At 72.5% G+C, this 24,704-nt stretch carries 14 protein-coding genes, 1 tRNA gene and 1 riboswitch; of the genes, 7 read left to right on the forward strand and 8 right to left on the reverse strand.

What is annotated here, in order from left to right:
- The first annotated feature begins 73 nt into the window (after positions 1-73).
- A complete protein-coding gene (locus OG254_RS23410; RefSeq protein ID WP_405595141.1) occupies positions 74-1,342 on the forward strand; it encodes an MFS transporter in 1,269 nt (422 codons plus the stop codon).
- Positions 1,343-1,442: 100 nt separating this feature from the next.
- On the opposite strand, the gene OG254_RS23415 is transcribed toward OG254_RS23410, so the two are convergent.
- Both OG254_RS23415 and OG254_RS23420 read right to left on the reverse strand, forming a co-directional pair.
- Positions 1,443-3,110, reverse strand: a complete 1,668-nt coding sequence (locus OG254_RS23415; RefSeq protein ID WP_405584961.1) for a SpoIIE family protein phosphatase — start codon at positions 3,108-3,110, stop codon at positions 1,443-1,445.
- Between the two features lie 196 nt (positions 3,111-3,306).
- A complete protein-coding gene (locus OG254_RS23420; protein WP_351199669.1) occupies positions 3,307-4,686 on the reverse strand; it encodes an NAD(P)/FAD-dependent oxidoreductase in 1,380 nt (459 codons plus the stop codon).
- Between the two features lie 386 nt (positions 4,687-5,072).
- Here OG254_RS23420 and OG254_RS23425 point away from each other — a divergent pair, with 386 nt between their 5' ends.
- Together OG254_RS23425 and OG254_RS23430 are read left to right on the forward strand one after the other, a co-directional pair.
- Positions 5,073-5,852, forward strand: a complete 780-nt coding sequence (locus OG254_RS23425) for a TetR/AcrR family transcriptional regulator (RefSeq protein WP_405584965.1) — start codon at positions 5,073-5,075, stop codon at positions 5,850-5,852.
- Positions 5,853-6,163: 311 nt separating this feature from the next.
- Positions 6,164-8,164, forward strand: a complete 2,001-nt coding sequence (locus tag OG254_RS23430) for a sigma-70 family RNA polymerase sigma factor (RefSeq protein ID WP_405584968.1) — start codon at positions 6,164-6,166, stop codon at positions 8,162-8,164.
- Between the two features lie 22 nt (positions 8,165-8,186).
- Here OG254_RS23430 and OG254_RS23435 read toward each other — a convergent pair whose 3' ends face one another.
- Both OG254_RS23435 and OG254_RS23440 read right to left on the reverse strand, forming a co-directional pair.
- Positions 8,187-11,663: an AfsR/SARP family transcriptional regulator gene (locus OG254_RS23435; RefSeq protein ID WP_405584971.1), complete on the reverse strand. Its 3,477-nt coding sequence runs from the start codon at positions 11,661-11,663 to the stop codon at positions 8,187-8,189.
- A gap of 479 nt (positions 11,664-12,142) precedes the next feature.
- On the reverse strand, positions 12,143-14,224 hold the full coding sequence (locus tag OG254_RS23440; protein WP_405584975.1) for an asparagine synthase-related protein: 2,082 nt from the start codon (positions 14,222-14,224) through the stop codon (positions 12,143-12,145).
- Positions 14,225-14,983: 759 nt separating this feature from the next.
- On the opposite strand from OG254_RS23440, the gene OG254_RS23445 reads away from it, so the two are divergent.
- The 4 genes from OG254_RS23445 (at position 14,984) to OG254_RS23460 (ending at position 20,564) form a co-directional block, all read left to right on the forward strand.
- Complete coding sequence (locus OG254_RS23445; RefSeq protein ID WP_148000151.1) at positions 14,984-16,408, forward strand: MFS transporter; 1,425 nt, start codon at positions 14,984-14,986, stop codon at positions 16,406-16,408.
- A 453-nt stretch (positions 16,409-16,861) separates the two neighbouring features.
- Positions 16,862-18,070 (forward strand): L-2-hydroxyglutarate oxidase, encoded by a 1,209-nt coding sequence (lhgO, locus tag OG254_RS23450; protein ID WP_405584978.1) that lies wholly within the window; start codon positions 16,862-16,864, stop codon positions 18,068-18,070.
- Between the two features lie 143 nt (positions 18,071-18,213).
- Complete coding sequence (gene trmB, locus OG254_RS23455; RefSeq protein WP_405584981.1) at positions 18,214-19,065, forward strand: tRNA (guanosine(46)-N7)-methyltransferase TrmB; 852 nt, start codon at positions 18,214-18,216, stop codon at positions 19,063-19,065.
- 122 nt (positions 19,066-19,187) lie between these two features.
- Positions 19,188-20,564, forward strand: coding sequence for a PrsW family intramembrane metalloprotease (locus tag OG254_RS23460; RefSeq protein ID WP_405584984.1), 1,377 nt, complete (start codon positions 19,188-19,190; stop codon positions 20,562-20,564).
- Positions 20,565-20,695: 131 nt separating this feature from the next.
- Here OG254_RS23460 and OG254_RS23465 read toward each other — a convergent pair whose 3' ends face one another.
- From OG254_RS23465 to OG254_RS23480, 4 genes are all read right to left on the reverse strand, one after another.
- The gene (locus OG254_RS23465; RefSeq protein WP_351199685.1) at positions 20,696-21,724 is read right to left on the reverse strand and encodes a M23 family metallopeptidase; all 1,029 of its coding nucleotides are present in this window, start codon (positions 21,722-21,724) and stop codon (positions 20,696-20,698) included.
- An 11-nt stretch (positions 21,725-21,735) separates the two neighbouring features.
- Positions 21,736-21,893, reverse strand: a riboswitch (cyclic di-AMP (ydaO/yuaA leader).
- 233 nt (positions 21,894-22,126) lie between these two features.
- Positions 22,127-23,212, reverse strand: coding sequence for a PP2C family protein-serine/threonine phosphatase (locus OG254_RS23470; RefSeq protein ID WP_405584987.1), 1,086 nt, complete (start codon positions 23,210-23,212; stop codon positions 22,127-22,129).
- Between the two features lie 101 nt (positions 23,213-23,313).
- Positions 23,314-23,387, reverse strand: a tRNA-Met gene (locus OG254_RS23475).
- A gap of 132 nt (positions 23,388-23,519) precedes the next feature.
- Entirely contained in the window at positions 23,520-24,653 is a 1,134-nt protein-coding gene (locus OG254_RS23480) for a dihydrofolate reductase family protein (RefSeq protein WP_405584990.1), read from the reverse strand.
- Positions 24,654-24,704 lie beyond the last annotated feature (51 nt).

The raw sequence follows: 24,704 nt of genomic DNA on the forward strand, positions 1-24,704 counted from the left end.
TTCGAACTTTAGCTTTGAAGTCTTCAGACCTACATCGAGAGAGGTGAACGTGACCAGGGCGATGGGCGCAGCGATGCGCCGGATCCACGTGGGCAACGCACTCAGCGCGTTCGGGCTCGGCTTCACCGTCCCCTACCTGTACGTCTATGTGGCGCAGGTGCGGGGGCTGGGTGCCATGACGGCGGGGCTGGTCCTCGCCGTCTTCGCCGTGGCCGCACTGGTCGTGCTGCCGTTCGCCGGGCGGGCGATCGTCCGGCGTGGCCCGCTGCCGGTGCTGCTCGCCGCCCTGGTCACCGCCGCGCTCGGAGCGCTGAGCCTGGGACTCGCGGGCACCGCCACGGCCGTACTGCTGTCGGCGGCGGCGCTCGGGGCGGGGCAGGCCGTGATGCAGCCAGCGCTCGCGACGATGATCGTGGACTGCTCCACGGCCGAGACCCGGTCGCGGGCGTTCGCGATGCAGTTCTTCCTTCAGAACCTGGGGCTGGGCGTCGGCGGGCTCATCGGTGGTCACCTCGTCGACACGACGAGCGTCTCGTCCTTCACTCTGCTGTTCGCGATCGAGGCGGCGATGTTCCTGCTGCTCGTCGTGGTGATGGCGACCGTACGGACGCCGCACGCGCCGCGGGTCGACGGGGCGCCGACGGGTTCGTCGGCGAAGGGCAGCTGGAAGCAGATGCTCCAGAACCGGGCGATGGTGCAGCTGTGCGTGCTGGGCTTCGTGCTGTTCTTCGCCTGCTACGGGCAGTTCGAGTCGGGGCTGAGTGCGTACGGGGTCGAGGCGGCCGGGGTTTCCACGTCGGGGCTGGGGACCGCGTTGGCGGCCAACACCGCGATGATCGTCGTGGCGCAGTTCGCCGTGCTGAAGTTCGTCGAGCGGCGCAGGCGGTCGCGGGTGATCGCGGCCGTGGGACTGATCTGGGCCGTGGCCTGGGTCGCGGCGGGGTATGCCGGGCTCGGGAACGGGAGCCAGGAGATGGCCACGGCGGCCTTCATCTCCACGTACGCGCTGTTCGGGCTGGGTGAGGCGATGTTGTCGCCGACGGTCGCTCCGCTGGTCGCGGATCTGGCGCCGAGTGGGATGGCCGGGCAGTACAACTCCGCGTTCGCCCTCGTGAAGCAGTTGGCGCTGGCGGTGGGGCCGGCTGTGGGCGGGCCCATGGGGGCGGCGCTGCACGGGCCGTATGTGGTGACATTCCTGCTGTTCTCGCTGGGGATCACCTATCTCGCGCTGCGGATGGGGCGTCAGCTCAGTGCGGTGCAGGATCAGCCGTGGCTGGGCAAGAGCCGGGTTGTGGCGCAGGGGGCGGGTTCGCCGGTGGGGCAGTCGCAGGCTCACGCCTGAGTTTTGTCGCCCCCAGCCCCCCGCTTCGGCCCTGAAGGGGCCTCGTCCTCAAACTCCCCCAAGCTCTTCGAGCAGGGGGGACCCCCAGACGGGCTGAGACTTAGCGGCTCGCCCCCTTCGGCAATACGAACTCGCACCACACCGCCTTCCCGCCCCCCGGCGTGCGTCTGGAGCCCCAGGCCGAGGCGATGGTGGCGACGATGGCGATGCCTCGGCCCGATTCGTCGGCCGGTTCGGCTCGGCGGCGGCGGGGGAGGTGGTCGTCGCCGTCGGTGACCTCGATGATCAGGCGGCGGTCGGTGCGGCGCAGGCGTAGGCGCATGGGTGGGGTGCCGTGCTGGAGCGAGTTGGCGACCAGTTCGCTGGTCGCGAGGACGCCCAGGTCGTGCAGCTCGGTCGGGAAGCGCCAGCTCGTCAGGACGCCTGAGGCGAAGGCACGCGCGCGTGGGGCGGCCTCCACGCCGCCGAGAAGTTCGAGGGCGGCGTTGCGGAAGAGGTCCCCGTCGGGGCCGGTGCGGGCCGGGTGCTGGAGGACGAGGACGGCGACGTCGTCGTCGTGGTCGGCGGTGACGCCCGCCGAGCGGACCAGGCGGTCGCAGACGACCTGGGGGGTGCCGGTCGCGCCGGCGAGGGCGCGTTCCAGGGACGCGATGCCCTCGTCCAGGTCCTCGTCCCGGCGTTCCACCAGGCCGTCCGTGTAGAGGACGGCTGTGGAGCCGGGGGTCAGGGCGATCGAGCCGGACGCGTGCATCCAGCCGCCCGTGCCGAGGGGCGGGCCGGTGGGTTCGTCGGCGCGCTGGACCTCGCCGTGCTCGTCGCGGACCAGGATCGGGAGGTGGCCCGCGGAGGCGTACACCAGGCGGCCCTCGTTCGGGTCGTGGATGGCGTAGACGCAGGTCGCGATCTGGTTGGCGTCGATTTCCGTGGCCAGGCCGTCCAGGAGCTGGAGCACCTCGTGCGGGGGGAGGTCCAGGCGGGCGTAGGCCCGCACCGCCGTGCGGAGCTGGCCCATGACCGCGGCCGCTCGTACCCCTCTGCCCATGACGTCGCCGATCACCAGCGCGGTGCGGCCGCCGCCCAGGGTGATCACGTCGTACCAGTCGCCGCCGACCGCTGCCTCGGTGCCGCCGGGGTGGTACGTGGCGGCGATGCGCAGGTCGTCCGGTTCTTCGAGCTCCTGGGGCAGGAGGGAGCGCTGGAGGGTGACGGCCGTTTCACGCTGGCGGCGTTCGCTGGCGCGCAGGCGCTCGGCGGCTTCCGCGTGGTCGGTGACGTCGGTGGCGAATACGAGGACACCGCTGCCGCCGCCGTCCCCCTCCGCCACCGGGGTGCAGGTGAAGGTGTAGGAGCGGCCGTCGGGGGCCTTGCGGGACTTGAGGGTGCGGGGCTTGCCGCTGCGCAGGACCTGGTCCAGGAGGGGGAGCAGGCCCAGTTCGGCCAGCTCGGGGAGGGCCTCGCGGGCGGGTTCGCCCGGGGGGCGTTCGCCGAAGGCCGTCGCGTAGGCGCCGTTGACGTAGGCGACGCGGTGGTCGGTGCCGTGGACCAGGGCGACCAGCGCCGGGACACGGTCGAGGACCTCACGGACCGGCAGCTCGTCCACTCCCGGGATCGGCTCGGCCTCGTCGGTGAGTTGTTCGACGCGGGCCGCGGGGACGGCGCTCGGGCTCTCTCCCCGGCGGTCCGGGGTGGCCGCCGCCGCGGTTTCGGTCCGCGCTGCGGCGCGGCGCTGCGTTCCGGGGAGCCGGGCGCTCCAGCGCGTGAAGTTCACGAATCCTTGCCTCGTGTCGTCGTCTTCGGCCAGCTCCGGACCCGGCCGGGGGTCTGAGGGGCGGCGGCACCCCGGGGTTGCAGCACTGTGGGCAGAGCCTCGCGGTCGGGATCGGTTCGGGATCAGTCTGGCAGTGCGGCCGACCTGGCCGACACCCGTCAGACGCCTGCCCTGTCGGTGGAGTTCCTGGGTCCGGTCAGGACGACCCCTTCGTGTCGTCTCCCGGGTTGAGGTGATGCTTTCCACCGGCCGCGAGTTCGAACTCCGCTCGGGGATGTTCGAGTGAACCGAGGGAGACGATCTCCCTCTTGAACAGGCCCGACAGTGTCCATTCGGCCAGGACGCGGGCCTTGCGGTTGAAGGTCGGCACCCTGCTCAGGTGGTAGATGCGGTGCATGAACCAGGCAGGGTAGCCCTTCAGCCTGCGCCCGTAGACCTGTGCGACGCCTTTGTGGAAGCCGAGGGAGGCGACGGAGCCCGCGTACTTGTGTGCGTACGTCTCCAGGGGTTCGCCGCGCAGGGTGTGGACGATGTTGTCGCCGAGGACCTTCGCCTGGCGCACGGCGTGCTGGGCGTTGGGCGCGCAGTCCGTGCCGGGTTCGCCCGCGGTGACGTCGGGGACGGCGGCGGCGTCTCCCGCGGACCACGCGTGCGTGGCGCCGTCGATCGTCAGCTCGGGGGTGCATTTCAGCCTGCCGCGCTCATTGAGGGGCAGGTCGGTCGCGGCGAGCACCGGGTGCGGTTTGACGCCGGCGGTCCAGACGACCGTACGGGTCGGGAAGCGGGCGCCGTCGCTGAGGACGGCGACGCGGTCGGCGCAGGACTCCAGGCGGGTGTGCAGGCGTACGTCGATGTTGCGGCGGCGCAGTTCGGTGACGGTGTAGCGGCCCATGTCCTCGCCGACCTCGGGCAGGATGCGGTCGGAGGCCTCGACCAGGATCCACTTCATGTCCTCGGGCCGGACGTTGTGGTAGTAGCGCGCGGCATAGCGGGCCATGTCCTCCAGCTCGCCGAGCGCCTCGACACCGGCGTAGCCGCCGCCGACGAAGACGAAGGTGAGGGCCGCGTCGCGGATCGCGGGGTCGCGGGTGGAGGAGGCGATGTCCATCTGCTCGATGACGTGGTTGCGCAGGCCGATGGCCTCTTCGACGGTCTTGAAGCCGATGGCGTGCTCGGCGAGGCCGGGAATGGGCAGGGTGCGCGCGATGGAGCCGGGGGCGAGGACGAGTTCGTCGTACGACAGCTGTTCGGTGCCCGTGCCCTCCTCCTCCGATGCGAGGGTGGTGAGGGTGGCGGTGCGCTTCGCGTGGTCGATCGCGGTGGCCTCGCCGATGATGATCCGGCACCCGGGCAGGACGCGGCGCAGCGGAACGACCACATGGCGGGGAGAGATCGAGCCGGCGGCCGCTTCGGGGAGGAATGGCTGATACGTCATGTACGGGTCGGGTGAGACGACGGTGATCTCGGCTTCCCCCCGCCCCAGTTCCGGTTTCAGCCTCCGCTGGAGTCGCAGGGCCGTGTACATCCCGACGTAGCCACCGCCGACAACGAGAATGCGCGCACGTTCCTTCACCATCCCATGACGCACCCGACGCTTGCGTTTGTCCACAGGCTCGACAATTTGTGTGACCGGCGGCCGACGTCCCCGCGATTTGGCCGAATTGCCGGAGTGTGCGGAAACTTCGCAGGTCAGTGGGTGTGCGCCGGGGGATCGTAGGTGGCGCAATCGGGACGTAAACGACCCGTACTCCGATCGAGGGGCGCTCCGTGCGGAACCTGCCCCTTCTGAATTGACCCTCGCTCAACTATGTTCGTGTGTCGACGGGGTGTAGGGGGATGCGCTCTTCGGGTCCGCGAGACGCAAGAAACGGTCTCGGGGTCCGGCGCTTGTTCCGCGACGCTCCGGCTTAGCAGTGACGGGGAGAGTCTCCGGGGGGAGACGTCATTACCGGGGGATCGCTTATGCATGTTCAGGATTCTCGATGGTCCACCGCGTCCGCCATCGCACCGGGCGGCGGGATGGTGGGCGGCACGATGAGCGCGGCTGCGGGAAACGGACGCGGTGACGCGTCGCGTACACCGCCGCTGCGCGTGGACGCACAGCGCAATCTGGAGCACGTGCTGCGTGCGGCACGCGAGGTCTTCGGCGAGCTGGGATACGGCGCGCCGATGGAGGACGTGGCGCGGCGCGCGCGGGTCGGCGTCGGGACGGTGTACCGGCGCTTCCCGAGCAAGGACGTCCTGGTGCGTCGGATAGCCGAGGAGGAGACGTCCCGGCTGACCGACCAGGCACGTGCCGCGCTCGGCCAGGAGGACGAGCCGTGGTCGGCGCTGTCGCGCTTCCTGCGCACGTCGGTGGCCTCGGGCGCGGGCCGGCTGCTCCCGCCGCAGGTGCTGCGGGTCGGGGTCGCCGAGGACGGCGCCGGGCCCGACGAGGCGCGGGTGCCGCAGCAGCGGATCCAGCCGGGCACCGGTGAGCTGCGGTTGGTGCCCGAACAGCCGCCGGCGGCGGCCGACCCGGTGGACGACGCGGGCGCGGCGGCGCTGCTCGACGTGGTGGGCCAGCTCGTGGAGCGGGCGCGCGCGGCGGGTGCGCTGCGGACCGACGTCTCGGTGTCGGACGTCCTGCTGGTGATCGCGACGGCGGCGCCCTCGCTGCCGGACCCGGCGCAGCAGGCGGCGGCTTCGGCGCGGTTGCTGGACATCCTGCTGGAGGGGTTGCGGTCGCGGCCTCAGGCGTGAGCCCGGCCGATGCGACGACCGTGACGTCAACGGGGTGCCGGATGGGCAACGGGTGACCGGGAGGCGGGGTGGTGCGCCGCCTCGCCTCGCACACCCTCGCGGAACATGCCGGGCATTTCGGGTGCCGACCTCAACTCCCGCCCGGCGACGGCTGCTTGAGTCTTCCTCGCAGAGGCGAGGGCTAGTACTGGGTTGCGGGAAGTCTCCTCGGACGGGTGGATGTCCGCACGGGTGGGTCCTGACCAAAAGCCAATGTGGCACCCTGACCCGGTGTCCGGGACTGGTGCAGCTGGCGGCGGGGGCTTTCCGCGATGAGCGTTGACGGGTGGGACGAGTCACGCGGTGACGGGGAGTCGGCGACTCCCCAGGTGCCGAGCCAGGGCGGACGCGCGGACCTGCCGCCGGGCGGCTCCCCGACGGAGCACCGACCACGAGGCCGTGCGCAGCGCGGCGCCGACGGCGGCGTCCCGGCCCAGCGCGACCGGCGCGAGGACAGCGCGCTGCCACCGCCGCTGGAGCTGCCGCCGTCGGACACCGACCTGATCAGCCGGATGCGCGCCGGCGACGACAGCGCCTACGAGGAGCTGTACCGGCGCCACTCCGCAGCCGTGCGCCGGTACGCGCGCACCTGCTGCCGCGACGCCCACACCGCGGACGACCTCACGGCCGAGGTCTTCGCCCGCATGCTCCAGGCCGTACGCGGCGGTTCCGGGCCGGAGCACGCCGTACGCGCCTATCTGCTCACCTCGATCCGGCGGGCCGCAGCGGACTGGACCAAGTCGGCGCGGCGCGAGCAACTGGTCGACGACTTCGCGGTGTTCGCCGCGCAGTCCTCGCGGGTGGCCGAGGTGTCCGACGACGACACGTTGGATCTCGGCGCGGACGTACGCGCGATGCACGAGGCCGAGCAGTCCATGGCCATGCAGGCCTTCCGGTCGCTGCCCGAGCGCTGGCAGGCCGTGCTGTGGCACACCGAGGTCGAGGACGAGTCGCCCAGCGAGGTCGCCACGCTCTTCGGGCTCGACGCCAACGGCACGCGCGTGCTCGCCAGCCGCGCCCGCGAGGGGCTCAAGCAGGCCTACCTCCAGGCCCATGTCAGCGCCAGCCTCGCCGGCGACGAGGAGTGCTCCCGCTACGCCGACCGGCTCGGCGCCTACGCCCGCGGCAGCCTGCGCACCCGCGCCGAACGGGGTCTGCGCAAGCACCTGGAGGAGTGCGGCAAGTGCCGGCTGGCCGCCGGCCAGATCAAGGAAGTCGCGAGCGGTATCCCCGCCGTCGTGCCGCTGGCGGTCATCGGCTGGTTCGGCGCCGCCGGGTACGCCAAGGCGGCCGGGCTCATCGCCGGCGGCGCCGGGGCGGGCGCGGCCGGTGCCGCGGGGGCGGCCGCGGCGGCGAGCGGCGGTTCTTCGAGCGGTGCCGGTGGTGCGGGTGGGGCCGGTGCCGCGGGCGGAAGTTCGTCCGGCGGGGCCGGCGCCGGGAGCGGTGCGGCGGCCTCCGAGGGAGTGGGCGCGCCGTTGAAGGCCGGTATCGCCGCCGGTGTGGTCGCCGTGGGCGTCGCGGCGGCGATCGTGCTCGCGCTGGCCGGCAACGACAATCCGGCCAAGCCCGCGGACGCCAAGCAGCCTCCCGTCCCCTCCCCCATCGTCGAGGAGACGCCGACCCCCGAGCCGCCGGAGCCGTCGCAGCCGTCGAAGAAGGCGCCCGCTCCACAGCCGCCGGCGATCGTCCCGGCCGCGGAGCCCGAGCCGACCCCGACACCGACCCCCTCGCCCACCCCGCCGCGCACGCCCAGTCCGACGCCCACGCCTTCACCGACGCCGACCCCCACCCCGACACCTACGCCCACCCCCTCACCGACCCCGCCGCCACCGCCCGCCCCGGCCGACTACCAGTGGAGCGAGCTGTCGTACGACCTCACCGGCGACGGCACCGAGCCCGAGATGCGGCTGGGTGAGAGCAGCTGGGTGTGGCAGCGCTACGGCGTGCCGATCGGGGGCGAGCGTTACGTGCACGGTGTCACCGTGCACGGCCGGTCCTCCGTCACCATCGACCTCAACCGGGAGTGCTCCGCCTACGAGGCGCTGGTCGGCGTCGACGACTCGACTCTGGGGCTCGGCAGGTTCACCTTCTCGGTCTACGCCGACGGCGTCCGGCTGTGGCGGTCGGCGGTCGTCAAGGGCGGGGACGCGGCCGTGCCGGTCCATGTGAACCTCAGCGGGCGCAAGACCGTCCGGCTGGTGGTCGAGCCGCGCGGCACGCTCGACAACCTGATGCTGGCGGACTGGGCCGAGTCGAAGTTCCGCTGCCGGTAGGGCCGTTCGGCCGGCTTCGCGCTTACGGCGTCCGCTCGGCTGCCGAGTGCGGGAGGCCGCGCACGGCCTCGGCGAGGTCGTGCAGGACGTCGTCGTGAGTGAGGGCGGCGCCCCGGGTGTACTCGGCCGTGAACCGCGCGGCGCCCAGGGCGATACGGGCGTCGGCCTCGGTCCGCTCGGCGTGGGCGCGCTCCGGCAGACGGCGCGGATGGCCTCGACGCCAGTACTCCGCGGCGGCAAGCAGCCGGACCGCGCGCGCGGGGTCGCCGAGCCGGGACAGCAGATCCGCCGCCGCGTCCGCGAGGGTCGTCGTGATGACGTCGGCAGTCCGATTCTCCACTGCCATGCGCAGGGCGTCGGTCAGGAGGGGGAGTCCTCGCTCCGGGCCCGACTCGGCCGTCACGATCAGGGCCTCGACGGTGTTCAGCATCACGATGAACTGCGGCGGCGGAGTGGCGCGCTCGGTCTCCACGCGGGCCGCTTCACACAGCTCACGCGCGCGTGCGGTCTCCTTGTCGTCCAGTGCCAGCTGGGCCCGCATCAGCAGGACGAACGCCCGCGAGTCCGCCACGCCGTACCGGTCGGCGGCGGCGCCCGCCTCGTCCAGCGCGGCGAGGGCGCCTTCACGATCGCCCGAGCGGTAGGCGATCTCGGCGAGGCGGGCGATGAGGAAGGGCGTCTCGGTGTACGCGCCCACCTCGTGGGCGAGGTCCAGCGCCTCCTCGTACTCCCCCTTGGCCTCCTCGAAACGACCGCGCGACATGGCCGTCTCACCGGCCGCGCTGCTCACCTGTGCCCGCATCCAGCGGTCGCCTGCCCGGCGGCTGAGGATCCGCAGCTCGGCGAGGTCGTCGTCGACGCTCGCCAGGGTGCCCGGTGAGTCGACGATCATGTGGGTGCGGAACATCAGGATGCAGCCGATCTCCCAGTCGCCCCCGTGCGCGCGGCAGTTGGCCAGCGCGGCGTCCATGACCGGCCCTGTGTTGGCCGAGTCGTGCAGGACGAAGTGCGTCAACGGCCAGACCAGTCCCGGGAGGCGGGCCGCTTCGGGACCGCCACGCGCGAAGTGGGCCCGCACCCGATCGACGTACCGCCTCAGCCGCTCGTCCCGCCAGTGCTCCACCGTCTCGAACTCGATGGAGAGGAACAGGTGCAGCAGGCGCAGGTTCATCCGGGCCGCGTGCCGTGGGTGGTGCGCCTGTCCGTCCGGGGCGGCGAGGAAGGCGTCCACCGGGTCGGGGGTGGGAGGGGTGGCGGGGGGTGCGGGCGTTGCGGGGGGTGCGGCGGTTGCGGGGGATGCGGGGGCCGCGCGTGGGTCCAGGGGGGTGGCACGGGTGTCCAGCGCTGTGCACAGGTGCAGGATTCGGTCGGTCCACGCCGCGCCTTCGACGCGGTAGTTGCGCAGCCACCAGAACCAGCACATGGCCAGGGCGATGGCCGTGGCTTCCGCCTCGTCGCCCGCCGACAGGGCCCGGTCGAGGGCTGCGCGGATGTTGTCCAGCTCGGTCTCCAGGCGGGAGACCCAGGGGAGTTGACCGGCGGACCGCAGCAGCGGGTCGGCCTCCTCCACGAGTGCGCGCACCCACGCGCGGTGCCGGTGCTCGGCCGCGAGCCGTAGCTCGGGGACCTCGGCGGCGCGCTCCACCGCGTATTCGTGGATGGTCTCCAGCATGCGGTACCGCATGCCGTCGGAGCCGTCCCGCTCGCACGGGGTGGCCACGATCAGGGACTTGTCGACGAGGGCGCCGACGACGTCCGCGACCGGGCCGGTGCACACGGCCTCCGCCGCCGTGAGGTCCCAGCCGCCCGCGAAGACGGACATCTCGCGCAGCGCCGTCCGCTCGCGCTCGTCCAGCAGGTCCCAGGACCAGTCGACGACCGCGCGCAGGGTCTGCTGGCGGGGCAGAACCGTACGGCTCCCGGAGGTGAGGAGGCGGAAGCGGTCGTCGAGGCGGTCGGCGATCTGCCGTGGGGTGAGCAGCCGTAGCCGGGCCGCCGCCAGCTCGATGGCGAGCGGCAGTCCGTCGAGGCGGCGGCAGATCTCCGCGACGGCCTCCTCGTCCTGGCCAGGGAGTACGACGCCCAGGTCACCGCCGTCGGCCTGTGGATGGCGGTCGCGGCCGTTGCGCAGTGCGGTGGCGGCGTCGGGGCGGACCGCTGCCGCGCGCTCCGCGAAGAGGCGGTGCGCCTGGTCGGGGAGCAGGGGCTCGACCGGGCGTACCAACTCTCCGGGGACGCTCAGGGGTTCACGGCTGGTGGCGAGGATCGTGAGCCCTGGGCAGCGGGTGAGGAGGGTCTCGGCGAGGGTGGCGGCCGCGCCGATGACATGTTCGCAGTTGTCAAGGATCAGGAGTTGGCTGCGCGGAGCGCAGTACTCGATCAGCAGGGCGAGCGGGTCGTCCTGCGGGGCCGCCAGCTCGTTGGTCATGAGCACGGTCTCGCGCAGACCGAGCGCGTTGACCACCGCGCCAGGCACCGCCTCCGGCCGGTCGAGCGGGGCGAGCTCGACGAGCCATGCCTGTGGGAGGCCGGCGGCGGCTTCCTCGGCGAGACGGGTCTTTCCAGAGCCGCCCGGTCCGGTGAGCGTGACCAGTCGGGCCCTGTGCAATTCGGAACGGATGGCGTCGAGTTCGAGTTCCCGGCCCACGAAAGAGGTAAGGCGCGGACGGAGGTTGCCGGTGCGGTCGGGGTGGGGTGAGGGGGCGGTTCTGGCGGGGGGCTCGGGCAGCTTGTCGGTCGTATTGGGGGGTGGTCCGCCTGGTGTCTGGGGCGGTGCCGGTGCCGGTGTCAGTAGTTCGGCGTGCAGGGCGCGTAGTTGTGGGCCGGGGTCGGTGCCGAGGCCTTCGGACAGGGCGCGGCGGGCTGTTTCGTATGCGGCCAGGGCGTCGGCGGGGCGGGTCGTGTCGCGCAGGGCGCGGATGAGGAGGGCGTGGAGTGGTTCGTCGTACGGGTGGGTCGACGTCAGTTCGCGGAGTTCGGGTACGGCCTTGTGGGCGTTGCCCAGTTGCAGGTCCGCCTCGATGCGGGCTCGGGTCGCCTCCAGGCGCAGGGCGTCCGGGCGGGTGGCGGCTGTGGTGCGGTCGGGGAGGTCGGCGAGGGCTGGGCCGTGCCACAGGGCCAGGGCGGTGGTGAGGGTGCGGGTGGCGGTGGACGGGTCGCCCTGGTCCAGGGCTGCGGTGCCCTCGTGGACCAGGCGTTCGAAGACGAAGAGGTCTACGTCGTCCGGGGTTGCGGTGAGGCGGTAGCCGCCGGGGGCGGAGGTGATTGTGTCCTTGCCGAGGGTGCGGCGTAGGCGGGCGATGAGGGCCTGGAGGGCGGCGGGGGCGTCCTGGGGTGGGGCGGTCGGCCAGACCTGGTCGATCAGGGTGTCGGGGGTGGTGATGTGGCCGGGGCGTAGGGCCAGGGCCGTGAGTAGGGCGCGGAGGCGGGGGCCGCCGATGGGTACGGCGGTGCCGTGGTCGTCCTCTGCCTCGGTTATGCCCAGGATTCTGTACCGCACTGGGTCATTGTCGCGGGGGTGGGTGGTGGGGGCAGGGTTTTGTTGGCGTCGGGGGGGTGGGGGGCGGGGGTGCGGTAGCCCTTAGGGTGCGGGCCGGGAGTTTTTCGCCCCCGCCGCCCCTACCCGTCCCATCCCCAGGGGCTCCGCCCCTTCGACCCCACCAAGGGGCTCCGCCCCCTGGACCCCCAACGGCCCTGAACGGGCCTCGTCCTCAAACTCCCCCAAGCTCTTCGAGCAGGGGGGACCCCCAGACAGGCTGAAAGATGCGGGCCGGCGTTGAGTGGTGAAGCCCCTGCCGGGTGGGTGGGGGTTGGGGATGGCAAAGTCCTGCCCTCCAACGCGGGACGGGCCGAGACGTGCCGGCCGGCGCTGAGAGGTGAAGCCCCTGCGGGGGTGGGTTGGGGGGATGGCGAGACCTGTCCTCCAACGCCGGACAGGGTGAGACGTGCCGGCCCGCGCTTGGACGTGGAGCCCCCGCGTCAGCGTCTCCCCGCCCCCAACGCCCCCCTCTGCGGTGTGATCCCCGCCGGTACCGCTCGTTGGCGGGCGGGGGTTCCTGTCCAGCAGGTGCCTCGGCGGGCCAGTAGGCGGTGTAGCCAGAGTTCCAGGGAGACCAGGTCTGCGAGGCCGTCGAGGGGGAGGGGCTCGCCCTCGGCCGCTGCGCGGAGGGCCTTGCGGACGACTCGGGCCTCCACCAGGCCCGCCTGGGCGAGGAGGGGGGTGCCGAAGAGGGCCATCAGGGAGTCGCTGGCCACCCTCAGGCCCGTGCGGGCCGCCACCGCCGCCGACGCGTGGGAGGGGGCGCCCCAGCCGGGCGGGAGGTCGGCCACGCCGGCGCCCTCCAGGACCGTACGGAGGATCGCGGCGCGGGCGCCGGGCTGGACGCGCAGGGCCTCGGGGAGGGCTCGGCAGGCGCGGACGACCTGGTTGTCGAGGAAGGGGGTGTGCAGGCGTTGGGAGCGGATCTCGACTGCCTGCTCCAGGATGCGGATGTCGGCTGCGTGGCGGGCCAGTGCCGCACGCGCGCGGTAGTCGCCGGGGCGTTGGCCGGGGCCCACTCCGTTGCGGGTCGTCGCCGTCTGGAGGCGAACCGATACTTCAGCCAGGGCCTCGCCGGTCAGCCAGCGGGCCGCCGGGCCCGGTCTGGCCCAGGTGAGGGCGGCGAGGGACGCCCCTACGGCACCTCCGGGTTCGTCGAAGCGGCGGTCCATCAGTCGGGCGGCCAGGGTCTCGAGGCCCGTTCGGTACGGGGTGCGGGACAGTTTGCGGGCCGCGCCGTACACGCGCGCGGGGACCAGCACCGAGCCGTCCGCCTTCGCCAGGGCCGCGACCGGGCGGACCAGGTGGCGGCGTTTGCGGTCCATCAGGAGGTCCGCGAGGCGCGCCGGGTGCGCGTCCAGGACCTGGCGGGCGCCGTAGCCGGTGAAGTGGTCCGCGCTGCCGGATGCGAGGCGGGCGCGGTGCCTCGCCGCCGTCACCAGGCTCGGACCGGGCTCGTCGGTCAGCGGGCCGTCCAGGTCGGCGTACGGCAGTGTCTCCTCGCCGCCGGTCACCACCACGTGGTGCAGGCGCGGGTTGGCCGCCAGGGCGCCGGCCCGCTCCAGCTCGGCCTCGCGGCCGGCGACGGCGAGGTCGTTGAAGGTGACCGCCAGGAGGCGCTCGCCCGCGCCCGTGCCGTGGCCCAGCACCGTGCCCGGCATGCCCGGGAGGCCGGCGGCGAGGAGCGCCAGGGTGCCCGATGCGGGGCCTCCGGACAGGTCCGCGCCGATGCCCGGGACCGGCATCCCGCGCGCGGCCCGCCGCTCGGCCGGGCCCATCCCGGGCACCGGACCGGGGTCGATGTCGGGGACGTGGCGGGGCGCGGACAGACGCGCGCGTACCGCCTCCACCAGGGCGTCGCGTACGGCGTCCACCGCGCTGTCCGGGTCGGCCGACGGCGCCGCCACCGCGAGCGAGGCGACCGGTTCGTACCCGGCGATCTCGCGTGCTCCGGCGCGCAGGATCAGCGCATGCCCCGGCGGGATGCGGCGTACGCCGTCGTACGGGGTGGAGTCGTGCAGGGCCGCCGGTACGTCGGGGGCGGCGAGCAGGGCGGCCAGGTGCCCGAAGTCGAGGTTGGCCTCGATGAGGTCGGCGAGGGGAAGCGCGGCGGTCGCGTACGCCGTACCGCCCGCCCAGGGGGTGTAGAACACCGGCCGTGCGCCCGCCAGATCGCCGCAGACCATGAGCCTGCGGCCGACCTGGACGACGGCCGTGTAGCTGCCGGACCAGGCCGTCAGATGCCGAAGTGCCCCTCCGCGCGCGGCGAACAGGCCGAGGCGCAGCTGTTCGTCGCTCGCCCCGCAGGTGCCCAGTACCGCGATCCGGTTCTGCGCGTCGGCCTTCACCACGCGCACCTCGTCGGGGCGCCAGTCGCCGACCGCCCACAGCGGATCGGGGTCGCCCCACAGGAGTTGGGACCCCACCGGATGCACGGTCTCGCCGTCGCTTCCGGCGGCGCCCGCGGAGCCCGTTCCGGCGGCCACCGCGGTGGTGCTGCTCCATCCCACCAACCACCGCATGGACGCCTCCACAGGCTGTGGACAACCAGTGCACCGTATGAACCGGTTCACCATGCTGCCATGAAGGAAGCGTGCCGGAGGGGCGGCGGAGCCTCTGGGCTCGGGCAATCACGCCCACGCGGGCACCCGCGTGGCGGACGGCACCCGTCCTGAACGCCCGGACGGGGCAAGGCGATCCACGCGAGCCTGACCATGAGATCCACCTGCGCGGAACGAACGGATCGAGCTGTATCCGCGGCGCGAATGCGCCCCCGATACACTCCCCAAGAACTCCCTTCGCGCCCTCAACTGCCATGGTGGGAAGGGCAATCCACCGCGAAGGGTGGGGTCGATTTTCGGCCAAATCAGCGTCGCAGGGACAGGCTCACGCACACTCCGTGCAAGCCCTCCGCACTACTCGCCGTGCTCGCCGCGCGCGCAGTCCGGGGAACGGAGTGCGCCCCCCGGACCGTTCCGCCGCCCGCGGGGATGTAGGCGGCGGAATCCCCCAGCCCGCTGGATCCAGTACAGCGGGCCGACCCACGCAGAAGCCATGGAACCGCTCCCCCGGTGGCTGGAGAAGAGCGCACGGACGGGCGCACAGCCACACACTGGGAGCACGTCACAACTGTGCGTAGGGGGTGCGCACTTGAGTACGGACCACAATCCCGCCATCCGGAAGAATGCCCCTTAACGCTTGGGATGCGGCGAACTACGCTGGGTTTACGAATGCCGCATGGTTATGCCAGCGCGGCAGCCGTCTGTGTCGAGGGGTGGCGCATGTCCAGGGAGCAACGCGGGCCGAACGAAAAACTCGGCGCCGTTCTCGCCCTCGCGGGAATCAGCAACGCAGGACTCGCTCGACGCGTCAACGACCTTGGCGCTCAGCGGGGCCTGACTCTTCGCTACGACAAGACCTCGGTGGCGCGCTGGGTGTCGAAGGGCATGGTGCCGCAGGGCGCCGCCCCGCACCTCATCGCCGCCGCGATCGGCCAGAAGCTCGGCCGCCCTGTGCCGCTCCACGAGATCGGCCTGGCGGACGCGGACCCCGCACCCGAAGTGGGCCTCGCCTTCCCCCGGGACGTCGGACAGGCGGTGAAGTCGGCGACGGAGCTCTACCGTCTCGACCTCGCCGGCCGCCGTGCCGGTTCCGGCGGCATCTGGCAGTCGCTGGCCGGATCATTCGCGGTCAGCGCATACGCAACGCCCGCCTCACGGTGGCTGATAACCCCGGCCGACAGTTCGGTCGCGCGCGAGGTGAGCCCGTCCGAGAGCTCCGGCGCACCGCTCAAAGTCGGCCACAGCGATGTGCAGAAGCTGCGTGAGGCCGCCGAGGACGCCAGGCGCTGGGACTCCAAGTACGGAGGCGGCGACTGGCGTTCGTCCATGGTGCCCGAGTGCTTGCGAGTGGAGGCGGCACCGCTGCTGCTCGGCTCCTACTCCGACGAGGTGGGCAGAGCCCTGTTCGGGGCGAGTGCCGAACTCACCCGCCTCGCCGGGTGGATGGCCTTCGACACCGGGCAGCAGGAGGCCGCGCAGCGGTACTACATCCAGGCGCTGCGGCTCGCCCGCGCGGCGGCCGACGTACCCCTGGGCGGGTACGTCCTGGCGTCCATGTCGCTGCAGGCGACCTACCGGGGCTTCGGCGACGAGGGCGTCGACCTCGCCCAGGCCGCGCTGGAGCGCAACCGTGGTCTCGCCACGGCCCGCACCATGAGCTTCTTCCGGCTCGTCGAGGCACGCGCACACGCGCGCGCGAATGACGCGCAGGCCGCCGGTGCGGCCCTGAAGGCGTCGGAGGGCTGGCTGGAGCGGTCCCGGGAGGGCGACAACGACCCGTCCTGGCTCGGCTTCTACTCCTACGACCGCTTCGCAGCGGACGCCGCCGAGTGCTACCGGGACCTGAAGGCACCGCGCCAGGTACGGCGGTTCACCGAGCAGGCGCTGTCGAAGCCGACGGAGGAGTTCGTGCGCTCGCACGGGCTGCGGCTCGTCGTCTCGGCGGTCGCCGAGCTGGAGTCGGGCAACCTCGACGCGGCGTGCGAGCAGGGCGTGCGGGCGGTGGAGGTCGCGGGGCGGATATCGTCGGCGCGCACCACGGAGTACGTGAAGGACCTGCTGCACCGCCTTGAGCCCTACGGCGACGAACCGCAGGTCGTCGAATTGCGGGAGCGAGCCAGGCCGCTGCTCATGGCGCCGGCCTGAGCGTGCCCGCACGCGCGCGTGGAGTGCGCGGCGGCTCGGCAGACCCGAGCCGCCGTCGCCTCCGTCCTGCCCGGACCCGGCGGTCACGACGCGTCCGTGCGCCCGAAGCACCGCTCCAGCTCGTCGAGGTCGCGGCGCGACGCAAGCGCCCCGCCACGGGTTGCCGGCGTAGGTGTACGGCTGCTCGGCCGTGACGCCCTTCGTGCTGCCGGGCAAGCCCACCAGCGCCGCCGGCGGGATGATCTGCCGCATCGTCCGAGCGGCGCGTGAACCTGCCGTGGCTGAATCACGGCAGGTGCGTGGCCGGATGTCCCGCGCTTGCCAATGGTTCTCCCTCGAAATCACCTCGCCGCGGACGCAGGAATCCGGCGAGGTGAGCGGAGCGCGGGGTTCCCTGGGTTTGACCGCGGTGTCAGTGGCGCAGTGCATTATCGAAACCGGGAGGTGGGGCAGGTGCGGGCGATCGGTTACGACTGTGACGTGCTCGTGGTCGGCGGTGGAATCGTCGGGCTGGCCACGGCGTACGCGATCACGCGTGCCGCGCCGGGCACCCGGGTGACCGTGCTGGAGAAGGAGCAGGGACCCGCCCGGCATCAGACGGGGCGCAACAGCGGGGTCATCCACAGCGGGATCTACTACCGGCCGGGGTCCCTCAAGGCGCAGTACGCGGTGAGCGGCGCCGCCGAGATGGTCAAGTTCTGCGCGGAGTACGGCATCGCGCACGCGGTCACCGGCAAGCTGATCGTCGCGACCGAGCGGGAGGAACTGCCGCGGCTGCACGCCCTGGTCCAGCGCGGCCGGGAGAACGGCATTCCGGTGCGGGAGCTGCGTGCCGGGCAGATCGCGGAGTACGAGCCGCAGGTGCAGGGCCTCGCCGCGATACACGTCGGGACGACGGGCGTCTGTGACTTCGTCGGGGTCGCCCGGCAGCTGGCCGAGGGATCGGGGGCGGAGATCCGGTACGGGGCGCGGGTCGAGCGCGTCGACCGGCGGGCGGACCTCGGGGTCGCCGTGCGGACGGAGGGCGGGGACATCGTGCGCGGGCGGGTCCTGGTGAACTGCGCCGGGCTGTACTGCGACGAGGTGGCCCGGATGACGGGGGACGAGCCGGAGGTGCGGATCGTGCCGTTCCGGGGGGAGTACTACTCCCTGGCGCGGCCCGAGCTGGTGCGGGGGCTGGTGTATCCGGTGCCGGATCCGGCGTTTCCGTTCCTCGGGGTGCATCTCACGCGCGGGATCGACGGGGGCGTGCACATCGGGCCGAACGCTGTGCCGGCGCTGGCCCGGGAAGGGTACGGGTGGGGTGTCGTGCGGCCGCGGGAGGTCGGGGCGACGGTGGCGTGGCCCGGGGTGTGGCGGATGGCTCGGCGGCACTGGCGGTACGGCGTGGGGGAGCTGCGGCGGTCGGTGTCCAAGGGGGCGTTCACCGTGGCGGTGCGGAGGCTGTTGCCGGCCGTGACTGCCGATGACCTGGTGCCTGCGGCTGCGGGGGTGCGGGCGCAGGCGGTGTTGCGGGACGGGGGGCTGGTGGATGACTTTCTGATCCGGGAGGGGGCTCGGGCCGTGCATGTGCTGAATGCGCCGAGTCCTGCGGCGACGGCTTCGTTGCCGATCGGGCGGGAGGTCGCGCGGAGGGCGTTGGCGGTGTTGGAGGGGAGCTGACGGGCCTCGTCCTCATAGGCCGGACGGGCCTGGTCCTCAAAGGCCTGACGGGCCTCGCCCTCAAAGGCCGGAAAAGGCCGGACGACGCTGACAGGTGCGCACCGGCACCCCGAAGTCCCGCCCCCCGTAAAATCGACCCCACTGTGTCTGATTTCCTCAACGCCCCCGAAGCCCCCCAGCCCGGCAGCCTCCGTCAGTCCGAGGCGTCGGGCGAGCATGATCATCACCTTCCCGGTGTGTCCGTTCGGCATACCCGAGCCAAGGGTGAGCCACGGTTTCCGGACGGGCCCAAGGCCGATCCGGCCGGGTCGCACTTCGAGCGGCGGATCCGGAGTTTTCAGCCGCGGCGCAGCAGGGTGACCGCGGGGCAGGCGGACGCGTTGCAGCGGCTGTGGCCCAAGTGGGGGCTGGACATCGACGGGCAGAGTGTCGTCGACCTGGGCGAGCTGTTCGGGAACGGCAATCCGGTCGTGCTGGAGATCGGCTTCGGCATGGGCGAGGCCACGGCGCAGATGGCCGCCGGCGACCCCGGCACCAACATCCTCGCCGTCGACGTCCACACCCCGGGGCAGGGGAATCTGCTCAACCTCGCCGACCACCACGGCCTGGACAACGTCCGCGTGGGCAACGGCGACGCCATCATCCTGCTGCGCGAGATGCTCACCCCCGACTCCCTCGACGGGCTGCGCGTCTACTTCCCGGACCCCTGGCCCAAGAAGCGGCACCACAAGCGGCGGCTCATCCAGCCCGAGTTCCTCGGCCTCGCCGCGACCCGGCTGAAGCCCGGCGCCCTGGTGCACTGCGCCACCGACTGGGAGCCGTACGCCGAACAGATGCTCGAAGTGCTGACCGCGCATCCCGACTTCGAGAACACCTGCTCCGACGGCGATTTCGCGCCCCGTCCCGAGTTCCGGCCGCTGACCCGTTTCGAGGGCCAGGGACTGGACAAGGGTCATGTGGTGAACGACCTGCTCTTCCGCCGCGTACAGCGGTAGGAGCAGCGGGAAGAACAGCACCGACGACACCATCGACAGCAGCACCGACAGCCACCTCCACCGGCGCCCGAGCCCTCTCGCGCTGCTGCGGGCGGCGCCCCTGCCTCGTTAGGGTCAATGCCGTGGCCACCTGTCCCCCGTACCCGACGCACCCCACCGGTCCCACCGGCGGCGCACTGCGGCACGCGCACTGGTGGCAGAGGCGATGGGTGCGTTACAGCGCGCTCAGCACCCTCCTCGCGCTGTCCGGGCTGGTCATCCTCGCCCTGGTGCGCGAGCAGACCGGCACCGAGGGGTTCCTGGTCGGGCTCGGGCTCGCCGTCCTGCCCGTGCCGCTGCTGGTCGCCGCCTTCCGCTGGCTGGACCGCGTCGAGCCGGGCCCCTGGCGCAATCTGCTGTTCTCCTTCGCCTGGGGCGCCTGCGCGGCGGCGCTCATAGCGATCGTCGCCAACAGCTTCGCGACCCGGTGGATAGCGACGGCCACCGCCGATCCGTCGCACGCGGACACCCTCGGCGCGACCGTCATAGCGCCCATCGTGGAGGAGCTGGCCAAGGCCGCGGCCATACTGCTCGTCTTTCTCTTCCGGCGACGGGACTTCACCGGGATCGTCGACGGCGTGGTGATAGCCGGGGTCACCGCCACCGGTTTCGCCTTCACCGAGAACATCCTTTACCTCGGTACCGCCTTCGGTACCGACCAGCTCACCGGCGACCGCGGCATCGCCTCCGTCACGGCGGCGACCTTCTTCGTCCGCGTGATCATGTCGCCCTTCGCGCACCCGCTCTTCACCGTCCTGACCGGCATCGGCTTCGGCATCGCCGCGCTGTCGGGCGAGCGCCAGCACGTGCGCCGCGTCCTGCTCCCGTTCCTCGGGCTCTTGCTCGCCATGGGCATGCACGCGATGTGGAACGGCTCCTCGACCTTCGGCGAGTACGGCTTCTTCGCCGTGTACGCGGCCTTCATGGTGCCCGCGTTCGGCCTGCTGACCTGGCTGGTGATCTGGACCCGGCAGCGCGAGCTGCGGACGGTGCGCGAGGAGCTGCCCGCCTACGTCGTCGCCGGGTGGCTGTCGCCGAGCGAGCCGTTCGTGCTGGGCTCGATGCGGGACCGGCGGGTGGCCCGGCAGTACGCGCGACACCGGGGCGGGCGGCCGGCGGCGCGGGCGGTGGCGCAGTACGAGGCCTACGCCACGTCGCTGGCGTTCCTACGGCACCGGGGGCGCCGCGGACGGGCCGGCGCGGACTTCGTCGTACGGGAACAGGAGTTGCTGCACGAGCTGTGGCACCGCCGGGAGTTCGCCCGCCCGGCCCTGGAACACGCGGCCGCCGCACAGGCCGGGCCGCGGCACGAGCACGGGTACGGCCATGGCTACGGCCACCCGGCGCCGCTCCCGATGCCGGTCCACTGGCAGTCGTACGGCCAGGTCAACGCGCCCTCGTACGGGCCCGCGTACGGACAGACGGCGCCGTACCCCGCGTACAACCCGTATCGGACCTGACCGGGCCGGGGCGCGCGAAGGGCGTCCCCGGGAAGAGCGATCGAGCCACACACCGAACCGGCGGCCCTGGCGTCGGGGGGTCGTCGCCAGGACCGCCGGGGATCAGAAGTGGATACCCGTCGAGGGGTGCCTCAGGGGGTGAGCCCCTTGCCCTGGAGCCACGCCATCGGGTCGATGCCGTTCGTGCTGCCACCGGGGTGCACCTCGAGGTGCAGGTGGGCGCCGGTCACGTTGCCCGTCGCGCCCACGCGGCCGATCACGTCGCCCGTGTTGACCTTCTGGCCCACGCTGACGCTGATCGAGGACTGGTGCGCGAACCAGAGCTCGGTGCCGTCATCGAGGGTGATCTCCGTCTTGTAGCCGTACGAGCCGTCCCAGCCGGCGAAGGTGACCGTGCCGGAGTGGATCGCCTTGATCAGCGTCCCGGTGGGGGCGGCGAAGTCGAGGCCCGTGTGGTACCCGGAGGACCAGTAGGCGCCGGCCTGACCGAACGTCGAGGTGATCGTGTACGAGGAGGTCGGCAGCGTGTACTGCTTGGCCAGCTCGGCGAGGCGCTCGGCCTCGGCCTTCTTGCGGGCCTCCTCCTCGGCGGCTGCCTTCGCGGCGGCGGCCTTGGCCTCGGCCTCCTTCTCCGCCTTGGCGGCCGCTGCGGTGGCCTCCTTCTCGGCGGCGGCGACGGCGGCCGCGGCGGCCTTGCTGTCGATCTGGTCCTGCTGGAGCTCGGCCTGCGCGATGATCCGGCTGCGCAGCGCCTCACCGGCGTCGGAGGTGCCCTGCGGGGTCTCCTCGACGGTCTCGCCCATGGTGCTGAGCGCGGTGGCCGTGTCCTCGGCGGGCTCGTCGGAGGAGTCGTCGGAGATCAGGGGCAGGTCGGGCATGGTGATGGCGACCGGCGGCTTGCCGCTGTTCGCGCTGGCCATGCCGCCCGCGCCGACGGCGGCTATGACGCCTACGCCGAGAACGGTGGAGCTGCGGGCGAGTCCCCCGCCACGCTGCTTGGAGACGCGGTGCCTGCCACGGACGGGACGAAGGGACTCCGAGGTCGGGTTCCACTCCTCGTACGGGCCCTCGTCGGTGCGGTAGCTGTCGTAGCCGAAGGTGTCGGTGTTGCGCTGACTCGGCACGAACGGGGCTTGCGGGGCAGGCCGGTTGGACGCCACGTGGGCGTACTCCTTTCCTTCCTTCTCGCCTACCGGGTTAGCTGACGGGTTCGGAGCAGGAAGGTCTCCTACGCGCGTATACCAACCGTGCTTCCACGGTGGAATCCGTGCGATTCACCCCAAGGTGGTGGTTCCCCGGTTCCCTTGCGGGATTCGGCGCGTGCGCACGGAGCCGACTCTTGTGACGGCTGGGACGACCGCGCTGCGTTATCGAACGTTAATAGACGCGGGGTGCGGATTCCAAGCTGTTCCTCTTGATCATTAACGATTTTCGCCTGGACTTACGGGTCATGACCGGCCCAAAACGGGCGAGTTGGCCAAGGTTCAGCAGCCACATAGGTATTGACGGTGTGTCAGTTGTTATGCGGAGGGCGGTCACTCGATCACCCCGGGTGATGACGATCAAGGTCGCCGTACGGCCATGAGGGCCATGTCGTCCGCCATTCCTCCTCCGGAGTGCCGGCGGACCTCCACCGAAAGCACACCGAGCAGCTCGCCCGGGTCGCGCAGCGCGTTGGCGCGCCCCGCGAGGCCCGTCTCGGGCTCGTAGAACCGCCCGCCGCCGTCCCGCGCCTCGGAGAGCCCGTCGGTGTACAGCAGCAGCGTGGCCCCGCGTGGGAAGCCTGCCTCGTCGGCCCGGTCGGGCCAGGTGCCGAGCTCGTCCATGCCGAGCGGCAGGGCGGGCTCGGTGGCGGGCAGCGGGCGTACGGTGCCGTCGGCGTACAGCAGCAGGGGCGTCGGATGCCCGCGGTTGACGAGGCGGACGATCCCGCCGCCGTGGGGCAGCTCGGCGAGCACGACGGTGGTGAAGCCCTCGCGGGACTCGTCCCCGTCCCGCCGGGTGCGCTCGCGCGCGAGCGCCCGCTCCAGTCGCTGGGCGACCGCCTCCAGCGTGGCCTCCTGCTCCGCGGCCTCCCGGAAGGCCCCGATCACGACGGCGACCGCCCCGACCGCTCCCATGCCCTTGCCGCGCACGTCCCCCACGACCAGCCGGACGCCGTGCGGGCTGTCCTGCACCGCGTACAGGTCCCCGCCGATGGAGGCGCCCTCCTGGGCCGCCTCGTAACGCGCGGCGATCCGGAACCCGCCGATCCGCTCGGCGGGTTCGGGCAGCACGGCGCGCTGGGCGGCCTCGGCGATCTCGCGGACGGACGCGAGGCGCTCGTCGCTGCGGCGCACGAGGAGGTTGATGAGGACGGCGAGCACGGAGACGACCACGACGGTGACCACCTCGGTGATCACCTCCGCGCGCGAGAGGCCGCCACCCAGGCCGCGCATCACGAGCAGTACGGCGACGGCCACGGCGCCCGTGATCACCGTGCCGCGCTGCGAGTAAAGAGGGGCGGCGACCAGGGGCGCGGCGGTGAAGAAGGGGGCGCCGGTGACGTCCGTGGGCGTGGCGTGGTCGTACACCGCTCCGGCCGCGATCAGCAGGGCGGGGAGCAGCCGGACGAACCGGCGTGCGTAGGAGATCCGCCGTTGCTCCACCTGACCAGGGTTGCCGAAGCGGGGGCGGGGAGCGAGCGCTGGGAGCCGACCGGGAAAACACTCAGGGCCGGAACTGATGAGTTCCGGCCCTGAGTCTTCAGTAGCGGGGACAGGATTTGAACCTGCGACCTCTGGGTTATGAGCCCAGCGAGCTACCGAGCTGCTCCACCCCGCGTCGTTGACTCAATAGTACGCCATCCGCGAGGCCCGAAGCACACACGTTTCCAGGGAACCGCCCTGAACAGGACTTTTCGGGCGCTCGTGCGACCCAGGTCACGTCCAGGCACCCGGGCGGCACCTAGGCGCCTCAGGGCAGCAGGTGTGCATTGGGCGCCTTGGCCCGCTCCTCGTACTCCGGCAGGACCAGGACATCCACGCCCTGCGCCGCGAGCATCCCGCTCCCGTCGGCCCCCGCCACGAAGGTGTCCGGCTCGCGCCAGGCCGTCACCACCCGGCGGACCCCCGCCGCAAGGATCAGCCGCGCGCAGGGCAGGGGCCGGGACGAGCGGTGCGTGCACGGCTCCAGGCTGCTGTACACCGTCGCGGACGCGAGCCGCGGATCCCCGGTCGCGATCTTCGCCAGTGCCGCCTCCTCGGCGTGCACCACGAGGTCGCCGCCCTCCCGGGAGTGCCCGCGCGCCAGCTCGGTCCCGTCGGCCGCCACGACCACCGCGCCGACGCTGAAGGCCGTCTCCGACGGCGGGCACTGCGCGGCCAGCTCGCACGCCAGCGCCATCCAGTGCCGGTCCGCGGCAGCGGGGAGGGTGCCGGTGCCGGGCGCCGTCGGCGCGTAGCGCATCAGCACGACGTCCTCGATACGGCGCGACTCCAGCAGGCGCAGCCGCCCGCCCTGGTAGCCGCCCGGCCCGAACAGCCGCGGCGCCTCGGGGTCGCCCACGAACAGCGGCGCCAGCACCAGCTGCAACTCGTCCGCGAGCCCCTGCCGCATCAGCTGCGTGTGGATCGTGCCGCCGCCCTCGACCATCAGCCGCTCCACGCCGCGCGCCTCGCGCAGGTGCGCCAGCAGGCCCCGCCAGTCCAGCTCCGGGCCCAGCGCGACGATGTCCGCCGCGACCGGCGCCCGGCGCAGGCGCTCCGCGCCCTTCTCCGTCGTGTAGACGATCTTCTCGCCGCCGGTGTGCCAGAAGTTCGCCGCGGGGTCCAGCTCGCCGGACGCGCTGACCGTGACCTTCAGCGGATACTCCGGCCTGCCCGCATCCACCCGCGCGGCCCGCCGATCGGCCGAGTTCACCAGCAGCCGCGGATTGTCCGCCCGGATCGTGCCGGCGCCGATCAGGATCGCGTCCACGGACGCACGGACCTCGTCGACCCGGTCGAAGTCGGCCGGGCTGGACAGGAGCAGGCGCTCGGGGGTGGTGTCGTCGAGGTAGCCGTCCAGGGAGACGGCGGCGGACAGCAGGACGTAGGGGTACGACGGCATCGGCGCGCTCTCCGGCTCGGCAGACTCGGTCTTGGTTCAAGTTTGAAACAA

It is taken from the genome of Streptomyces sp. NBC_01092 (genome assembly GCF_045039535.1).
Taxonomy (GTDB): domain Bacteria; phylum Actinomycetota; class Actinomycetes; order Streptomycetales; family Streptomycetaceae; genus Streptomyces.